The sequence below is a fragment of the Caballeronia sp. SEWSISQ10-4 2 genome (assembly GCF_030464885.1).
GTDB lineage: Bacteria > Pseudomonadota > Gammaproteobacteria > Burkholderiales > Burkholderiaceae > Caballeronia.
Map to the genome: position 1 here is coordinate 1 of NZ_JALPRJ010000160.1, position 8,795 is coordinate 8,795.

7 protein-coding genes are annotated in these 8,795 nt (G+C 61.7%); 2 read left to right on the forward strand and 5 right to left on the reverse strand.

Annotated features, from left to right (window positions below; translation table 11 throughout):
- Nucleotides 1-144: 144 nt before the first annotated feature.
- Nucleotides 145-1,638 carry a DUF1254 domain-containing protein gene (locus M0D69_RS42610; RefSeq protein ID WP_301787802.1) on the reverse strand — a complete coding sequence of 498 codons (1,494 nt, stop codon included), beginning with the start codon at nt 1,636-1,638 and terminating at the stop codon, nt 145-147.
- 272 nt (nt 1,639-1,910) lie between these two features.
- Here M0D69_RS42610 and M0D69_RS42615 point away from each other — a divergent pair, with 272 nt between their 5' ends.
- Together M0D69_RS42615 and M0D69_RS42620 are read left to right on the forward strand one after the other, a co-directional pair.
- A complete protein-coding gene (locus M0D69_RS42615; RefSeq protein ID WP_301787803.1) occupies nt 1,911-2,564 on the forward strand; it encodes an FMN-binding negative transcriptional regulator in 654 nt (217 codons plus the stop codon).
- Nucleotides 2,565-2,642: 78 nt separating this feature from the next.
- The gene (locus M0D69_RS42620; RefSeq protein WP_301787804.1) at nt 2,643-4,985 is read left to right on the forward strand and encodes a cation-translocating P-type ATPase; all 2,343 of its coding nucleotides are present in this window, start codon (nt 2,643-2,645) and stop codon (nt 4,983-4,985) included.
- Here the strand turns inward: M0D69_RS42620 and M0D69_RS42625 are convergent.
- The 4 genes from M0D69_RS42625 to M0D69_RS42640 all read right to left on the reverse strand — a co-directional run bounded on the left by M0D69_RS42625 (nt 4,898) and on the right by M0D69_RS42640 (nt 8,432).
- The gene (locus M0D69_RS42625) at nt 4,898-5,422 is read right to left on the reverse strand and encodes a thioesterase family protein (protein ID WP_301787805.1); all 525 of its coding nucleotides are present in this window, start codon (nt 5,420-5,422) and stop codon (nt 4,898-4,900) included. The genes M0D69_RS42620 and M0D69_RS42625 overlap by 88 nt on opposite strands.
- Before the next feature lie 12 nt (nt 5,423-5,434).
- Entirely contained in the window at nt 5,435-6,382 is a 948-nt protein-coding gene (locus M0D69_RS42630) for an L-carnitine dehydrogenase (RefSeq protein WP_301787806.1), read from the reverse strand.
- Nucleotides 6,383-6,529: 147 nt separating this feature from the next.
- Entirely contained in the window at nt 6,530-7,459 is a 930-nt protein-coding gene (locus M0D69_RS42635; protein ID WP_301787807.1) for a 3-keto-5-aminohexanoate cleavage protein, read from the reverse strand.
- 16 nt (nt 7,460-7,475) lie between these two features.
- A complete protein-coding gene (locus tag M0D69_RS42640) occupies nt 7,476-8,432 on the reverse strand; it encodes a choline ABC transporter substrate-binding protein (protein ID WP_301787808.1) in 957 nt (318 codons plus the stop codon).
- Nucleotides 8,433-8,795: the final 363 nt, after the last annotated feature.

The window sequence follows — 8,795 nt, forward strand, 5'->3', positions numbered from 1 at the left end:
GCCGCCACGCACAGTGGCTAATAGTGATAAAAAATACAGCTAACTCGCGCAGACCACTAAGGCCGAAAGCACCACCCCGACACCACCCCCGACCTCCGCACCGGCAGACCCAAACCAAACCCGTCCACCGGCGCGAGCGAACCCTCACTGCCGCTCGATCGCCGGCGGCGCCCACGTCCCATCAGAAGCCTCAGTCTTCGGCGCATAAAGCCGCAACATCAACTGAAAATCACCATCCGGCACCGGCAGCCAATTCGACGCACGCGCCTTCGCAGGCGCCGCAGCCGACACGGATATATCGATGGAACCATCCCGGTTCTTCTTCAACCGGTCCCGGTCGCTCAGCGAAAGCCGCAACGTCTTGTCGTCGAGCAACGCACCCTCCTTCGTGTACGCAGTCAGCGTCCAGAACCCACGCACCGGCGGCAACTGGTTCGGCGCGAAATGCAGCACATACTCGTTCGCACCGTTGAGCGCGTGACCGTCGCTGTCGGAGAACGCAACCGGCTTGACCTCGTCGTCCTTCGTGCCCGTACCCGGTTGACGTCGCGCCAAAAACGCCCGCAGCGTGTAGTCGGTGTCATAGCTACCCGCGCCATCGCCGAACCACACCCAGCCATTACGGCTGATCGCATTCGACGGCACCGTGTCCACCCGCGTGCGGCCATCGGCAAGACCGGTCGCAAGCAAATCGGCATCCGCCGGACGGAACTGCACCGGCTCGCCCGCTTTCACGCCAAGATCGGATAGCAACTTGACAGCGTGCGGATCGTTCGGAGCAGGCGGGTTATCTTGCATCGCTTTCGCGAGGCGCGTGAAAAACGCGGTGGCATCGAGTGAATCGGGCTTGTCGCCACCCGTCACAACCGTCGGCGTGCTGGCCGTGACGTTCGGCCAGGCGCTGCCCGCCGTGGTGGCGCTGGTTTTATCGGCGGAAGGCGCGTCGATGCTCATCGCCGTCTGCAACTTGCGAGCCTCACGCACGTCGCGCTGGCCGTTCACACGCACACGAATCGAAAGCCACACGTAGCGAGTCGGCGTCTCGACGCGCGTCACGCCGTCGGGAAGCGTTCCCGAATAACCCGCCGGGACAAACGCAAGCACGTTGGCCTGCTCCGCCGCCAGCCTGGCCGCGCGCGCCGCCTTCGCATTAAGCTTTTTCGCCGGCGCAGGCCGGTCCGCCGCGTGAGGGACGCTGGAAAAGATCACGTTGGTCCAGGCATCGAAGGCGCGGGCATCGTAATAACGGCCGCGCGGCGCGTTGGGAACACTGGGAAGCGAAACCAGCACCGGTCCGCTCGATACATCCAGCCAAGCAGTCGATTCAAGCGTATCCACGCTCGGCCGCCCCGCGGCGCCCACCGGCGGCAACGCGGTGACGTGCCGCAGCGTGTTCACCGCCGCCTGGCCGGGCTTCGAGGCGTCGCCGCCCGTCGCTTTCTCGCGCGCTATATCCGAGACCACCAACGGGTATCCAAACACATAAGCGTCCGCGACCTGATCCTTGCGCCAACCATCCCCGCTGGTGACAACAGGCGCTTGCGTTGCGCACCCGCCAAGTATTGCCAGACTACTCAAACCAGCGGCCACCCACAGCGCCGCGTACAACGAAACTGCCCAGCGTCGATTATTTTTCATTCGATTTAAGGATCTGTTTAAGGCTTTCACTTCGTTCGTCGAGTGCGCAGCCGGTCCTCGTCTCCCGGTCTTCTGCGACTCTGCGTCGCGGCGCTTAATCTATCTTGAAACCGGGTTTTATCTTATCCAATGACGATAGGCAAGGAGCGCGTAACGCCGCCTGGACATACCGGCCGGGCTTCCGGAAAAGTTTCGGCCCGCGGGTGCATCGCGTAACATGTTTTTTCGTCACTTTTTTAGCCTGTTCTTTATAACCCACCCACGAGCCGCCAATGTATCTGCCCTCGCACTTCGAAGAAAATCGCGCCGAGGTTTTACATCGGCTAATGGCTGAGCATCCGCTCGCAGCCCTTGTCACGCATGGCGCAAACGGCCTCGACGCGAATCACGTGCCATTCGAGTTCGACGCGAGCCAAGGCGAACACGGCATTCTGCGCGCGCATGTTGCCCGGGCAAATCCTATTTGTCTGGCGATTGAAAACGGTTCTGACGCACTGGTTATTTTCCAGGGACCGTCCGGTTATATATCGCCGACTTTTTATCCGAGCAAGCACGAAGCACATCGGCAGGTGCCTACTTATAACTATCTGGTCGTGCACGCACATGGCCGGATCACCCTGCGCGACGACGAAACATTCGTGCGCGGTGTCGTCGCGAGGCTCACGCGGAAAATGGAAGCCGGCGAAGCGGTGCCCTGGAAAATGGGCGATGCGCCGGCAGATTTCATCCAGACAATGTTGCAAGCCATCGTCGGGATCGAAATCGAGGTCACACGGCTGGTCGGCAAGGCAAAACTGAGCCAGAACAAGGCGGCAGCGGACCGGCTCGGCGCAATTAATGGCGTGCGCCAGCGTGAAACGAACGCCGCGACAGCACTTGCCGACGCGATGTTCAACGCACCACCTCCTATTGAAAATACGCCTTGACCTTCCAATCATTGGAATGTCGATACTGGTTTCATCGAGCTGAATTTCATGGCTCGCACTGAACCAGGAAGCCGCTCTATGTCTGCTACGTCCGTTCCTACTGCCAATACCGCCGACGCGTCAATGACCGCTGAATTTGCCATCGGCGGGATGACGTGCGCGTCGTGTGTTCGACGCGTTGAAAAGGCGCTCGCGAAGGTGCCGGGCGTGGAGCAGGTGTCGGTCAACCTCGCCACCGAGAAAGCGACCGTCCACGCCGAACCCTCCGTGTCGCGCGAGCAAATGCTGGCCGCCGTGACCAAGGCAGGCTACGAAGCGACGTTCATCGAACCGGAGGCGGCGCCCGTCGCCGCGCCAACACATACGGGCGAACTCTTGGCGGTGATCGTGTCGGCGCTGCTGACGCTGCCCCTGGTTTTGCCCATGCTCGGCTTGGATCTTCATCTCGGCGTCTGGGTGTCGCTGGCGCTCGCGAGCATCGTGCAATTCGTTCTCGGCGCGCGTTTTTATGTAGGCGGCTTCAAGGCGGTGCGCGCGGGCGAAGGCAACATGGATCTGCTCGTGGCGCTCGGAACGTCGGCGGCGTGGGGCTTGAGCGTCTACGAACTGTTCGCGCATCCGGGCGAGTCGGCGCATCTTTATTTCGAGGCCGCAGCGGTGGTGATCACGCTCGTGCGCTTCGGCAAATGGCTTGAAGCGCGTGCCAAACGGCAAACCACCGACGCCATCCGCGCACTCGACGCGTTGCGTCCCGATCGTGCGCGGATTCGCGATGCGGCGACCGGCATCGAACGCGAGATCGCGCTGGCGGAGGTGCGCAACGGCGATCTGGCGATCGTCCGGCCGGGCGAACGTCTGCCAGTGGACGGCGTGATTCGCGAAGGCCGTACGCATGTGGATGAATCGCTGATCACCGGCGAGAGCTTGCCGGTGGCGAAAGAGACCGGGGCGCACGTGACGGCTGGGTCGATCAACGGTGAGGGTGCGATTGCCGTCGAAACGACAGCGACCGGCGCCGAGACCACGCTCGCACGGATCATCAGGCTGGTCGAATCGGCGCAGGCGGAGAAGGCGCCGATTCAGCGGCTGGTCGACCGGGTATCGGCGATATTCGTGCCGGTCATTCTTGTAATCGCGCTCGTGACGCTGGTCGGCTGGCTGCTGATGGGCGCGGGCGCGGAAACGGCCGTGCTGAACGCGGTCGCGGTGCTCGTGATCGCGTGCCCTTGCGCGCTCGGGCTGGCCACTCCAGCGGCGATCATGGCCGGAACGGGTGTCGCGGCACGGCATGGCGTGTTGATCAAGGACCCGCAGGCGCTGGAAATGGCGCATCGGATCAGGATCGTCGCCTTCGATAAAACCGGCACGCTCACCGTCGGCAAGCCTTCAATGAATGTGTTCGAGGCGGCCGAAGGCGTGGATCGTGGCGAGGCTTTGGGGCTGGCGGCGGCCGTCCAGCGGCTCAGCGATCATCCGTTGGCACGCGCCGTCGTTGCAGCCGCCGATGAAGCCCGGATTCAGGTCATTGGCGCGAGCGACGCGAAAGCGGTTACCGGGCGCGGAGTCGAGGCGCGAGTGGGCGAGCGTCATCTGGCGATAGCCAGCGACCGCTGGCTCGACGAATTGCGGCTGGTTGCGCCGGCGCGGCTAGCGACGCGAGCGGCTGAACTGGAGCAGCTTGGGAATACCGTTTCGTGGCTGGTGGATTGGGGCAGCGCAAGCGACATAAGCGAAACCGGCGGCGCGCCGCAAACGTCTGCTTACCCGCGCGTCCTCGCCCTGCTCGCTTTCGGCGATTCGCTGAAACCCGGCGCGAGCGGCGCGATCGCGCGGCTGAGCGCGATGGGCATCAAGAGCGTCCTGCTTACCGGCGATAACGCCGGCAGCGCAGCCGGCGTCGCAAAGTCGCTCGGCATAGCGCCCGATGCGGTGCACGCGCAGATGCTCCCCGCCGACAAGGCGCGCGCGATCGCGGAGCTGAAGGCATCGGCACAAGGTGCGGTTGCGATGGCCGGAGACGGCATCAACGACGCGCCCGCGCTCGCCGCCGCCGATATCGGCATCGCGATGGCGACCGGTACCGACGTAGCAATGGAAGCCGCCGGCATCACGTTGATGCGCGGCGATCCGGCGCTGGTGGCAGATGCCATCGATATCGCGCGGCGCACGTATCGCAAGATCCAGCAGAACCTCTTCTGGGCCTTCGTGTACAACCTGGTCGGCATTCCACTTGCCGCATTCGGGCTGCTCAATCCGATGCTCGCCGGCGCGGCGATGGCGTTCTCAAGCGTGAGTGTGGTGACGAACGCGTTGCTGTTGCGGACGTGGCGCGCTCATGCCGGTTTGGTGCCGGCGGATGCTGAAGTAGACGCCATCGAAACCCGCGGTCTCGATGGCAAGCCGATCACGCGGCCCGCATAACGAGCTTCCTTCGGCGAGTCACGAAACATAGCTTCAATGCGGCCGGCGATGTCCGTATCGAAGGCGGCGGACTTGGCACCGTTGGTTGTATCGACGTGGAGCAGCATCTGTTCGCTCGCCGAGATGGGTTCGATTCCCTCGCCCTCGAACATCTCCATGTACAAGTGGACACGTTTGGCATCGAATGCGAGCACCGATGCCTCTACGCGAACCGCCACGCCTTCCTTGATCTCGTGCAGATAGTTGACGTGCGCCTCGAGCGTGAACAACGAACGGCCTCGCGACGTGCGGGCTGCATCGTCGAGACCGATGCGGTCCATGAACGCATCAGTCGAGAGGCTGAAGATCAGCATGTAGAACGCGTCACGGAGATGGCCGTTGTAGTCGACCCATTCGGGCCTCACCGTGTCGCGGTAGATAGTGCAATTTTGCGTCACTCTTTGCCTTCGTCAGTTCACCATGCCGTGACGGGATTTCGCTTCCGCAATGGCCGTCATCACGCTCGTGATGCAGTCGTCGCGGTAACGTTCCAGTTGCTTGATGGAATGCTCTCCTTGCTGATCTGTTGTGCCTTCCACTACGCGGTCGATAAGTTCGTCCGTGAGTTTGGGTGCGACCAGTTTGGTCCACGGTAATTCTAGCGCCGGGCCGAATTGCTGCATGAAATGGCGCATGCCGGCGTCGCCGCCCGCCAGCGTATAGGTCAGGAACGTGCCCATGAACGACCAGCGAATGCCCGCGCCAAAACGAATGGCATCGTCGATTTCGCCGGTGGTTGCCACGCCTTCATTGACCAGATGCAGCGCTTCTCGCCAGAGCGCTTCCAGCAAGCGGTCCGCGATAAAACCCGGGACTTCCTTGCGAACTCTCAGCGGCCGCATTCCGATCGATTCATAGAACGCCGATGCTGCTTGCAGCGTTTCTTCCGAGGTCTTCTCCCCGCCCAGGACCTCTACCAGCGGCAACAAATAGACCGGATTGAACGGATGGCCCACGATGCAGCGCGACGCGTCTTTCGCACTCGCGTAGAAATCGGAAGGCAGCAAGCCCGATGTGGACGACGCGATGATCGCTTCAGGTTTTGCAGCCTTCGATACCCGCTCATGAAGCGTCAGTTTCAAATCTTCGCGCTCAGGAGCGCTTTCCTGCACGAAATCGGCGTCGGCTACGCATTCCTCTACGGTCGCGACGAATCGCAGTCTTTCCTGCGATGCACCCTTCGCCAGGCCCACTCGTTCGAGTGCCGGCCATGCGTTGGCGACGTTCGCCCGAAGCTGCTGCTCGGCGCCCGGCGCCGGGTCCCACGCGACCACCTCAAGCCCATGCGCTAACGCTCGCGATACCCAGCCGCTTCCGATTACCCCCACGCCTAACGCAGCAAACGTCTTGACTTGCATATACTGGATTCCTTAGTAATTTGGCTTTCTACTTGCTTGGTGCTTTGGTGCTCTAGCTTGTCTTGAACTGGACGTTCCCGCTTTCGCACGGCCTGCGTCGGCGGGCTTACGTCTTTATGTCTTTGCGTTTTTGCGTCTTTCCCGCTCTTACGCGAACTGCTCTATCTTGCGGCGGTCCAGCAAACGCTCGCCGCGTGCCGGCAGGTTCAGCTTCTTTCTGCCCTCCGCCGGCGTCAACGCACGACCGCCCAGACGCTCGATGATTTCCACCGCCCGCTGTACCAGCGTCCCGTTGCTCGCAAGCACGCCACGGTCCAGATACAGGTTGTCTTCGAGACCGACCCGCACGTGTCCGCCCAACAACATCGCCTGAGCCACCATCGGCATCTGCATGCGGCCGATTCCAAACCCTGCCCACTGCGCGCCCGCGGGCATGTTGTCGACCATCGACTTGAGCGTACCCACATCCGCCGGTGCGCCCCAGGGGATACCCATGCATAGCTGGAACAACGGCGCGTCGTCCAGCAAACCCTCTTTTTGCATTTGCTTCGCAAACCATAAATGGCCGGTATCGAAGATCTCGAGTTCTGGCTTTACGCCCAGCTCTTGTATGCGCTTCGCGCCCGCTCGCAGTTGCGCGGGTGTCGATACGTAGATCGTGTCGCCATCGCCAAAATTCAGCGTGCCGCAATCCAGCGTGCAGATCTCTGGCAACAACTCCTCGACGTGCGCCAGCCGTGTCAAGCCACCCACCAGATCGGTGCCGGCACCAAACTGCATCGGTGCTTCGCCTGCGCCGATCTCCAGGTCGCCGCCCATGCCCGCCGTCAAGTTGATGATGACGTCCACGTCCGATGAACGGATGCGGTCCACCACCTCGCGATACAACGCGGGGTCGCGGCTGCCGCGGCCCGTGCGGGGATCGCGGACGTGGCAATGCGCTACCGTTGCGCCCGCGCGCGCGGCCTCGATGGCGGCCTCCGCGATCTGCTTCGGTGTCACCGGAATTGCCGGGTGTTTGCTCGTGGTGTCTCCCGCGCCTGTTACGGCGCAGGTCACGATCACTTCATAGTTCATGTCATGCCGTCCTTTCTCAAAGGCCAAGATATTGCTTCACTGCCGGCAAGCCGTCCTTGCCGTCCACCGTCTTTACGCCCGTGAGCCACGCGTCCAGCACCTGCGGATTTTTCTTCAGATAAGCCTTTGCCGCATCCGCCGGACGCTCCTTGTTCATGACCGGAATCATCAGCTGGTTCTCCAGTTGCGTGGTGAACCGCAGATTCGACACCAGCTTGCCGGCGTTCGGGCAGCGCGTGAGGAAGTCGGGGTTCGTCAGCGTGTAGACGCGTGCTTCACCGTAGTTCGGACCGAAGACCGCATCGCCGCCGGACAGGTAGTTCATCTTGATCTGGATGTTCATCGGATGCGGTTCCCAGCCGAGGAACACGACCCACTTCTTGTCGCGGACGGCCCGGTCGACCGTCACCAGCATGCCGGCTTCACTCGATTGCACCAGTTTGAAACCGCCCAGGCCGAACTGGTTGGTATCGATCATTTTTTGGATCTGGGCGTTGGCGCTGCTGCCCGGTTCGATGCCGTAGATCTTGCCATCGAGCTCGTCCTTGTGTTTCGCGATGTCCTGGAAGGTCTTCAGGCCGGCGTCGTATTCATAGCTCGGCACGGCGAGTGTTGCTTTAGCGCCCGAGAGATTCGGCGGGTCGAGCTTTTCGATTTGCTTGGCGTCGAGGAAAGGCTGGACCGCTTTTTCCTGGACTGGCCACCAATAGCCGAGCGACACGTCGATTTGCTTGGTTTTCAGGCCGGCCAGTGAGATTGGCACCGAGGCCTGAGTGATTTTCGGGTCATAGCCGAGGCCTTGGAAGACGACCGAGGCGAGCGCGGTGGTCGAGGTGATGTCGGTCCAGCCGATATCGACGAATCGAACGGTGTGGCAGGTTGCGTCTTCCTTGCTTTGGGCGGATGCGCCGAGCGAGGTCAAGGCGAGAAACAGACAGGCAAGCAGCTTTTTCGTTGCCGGGAGTGATGTCATGGCTTCCTGTTCCGGTAGTTTTTTGTGAGGGGAAGACGCGTTCGGATACATCCGACCGTGGGTAAAAGTACCGCCGCATAATGACGGGAAGGCGACCGGTTGCGACCGGGAGTTGACTATTAGCGACGGTTTTCCGTTAGCACTCGGGGGGTGGGGGTGGTTTGGGTCTGCCGGTGCCGGCGGTCGCGGTTTGTGCCGGGTTGCTGCTGCTCAGGTTAGCGGTCGGTTTAAGTTAGCTGATTTTTTTATCACTATTAGCCACTGTGCGTGGCGGCACGTCATTTCCTTGTCCAAAGCGACAAAGAAATGAAGCAAAGAAAGCGCTTTCCAACCACGGGCGAGTTAGTGTCCCCAGCGTGCAGG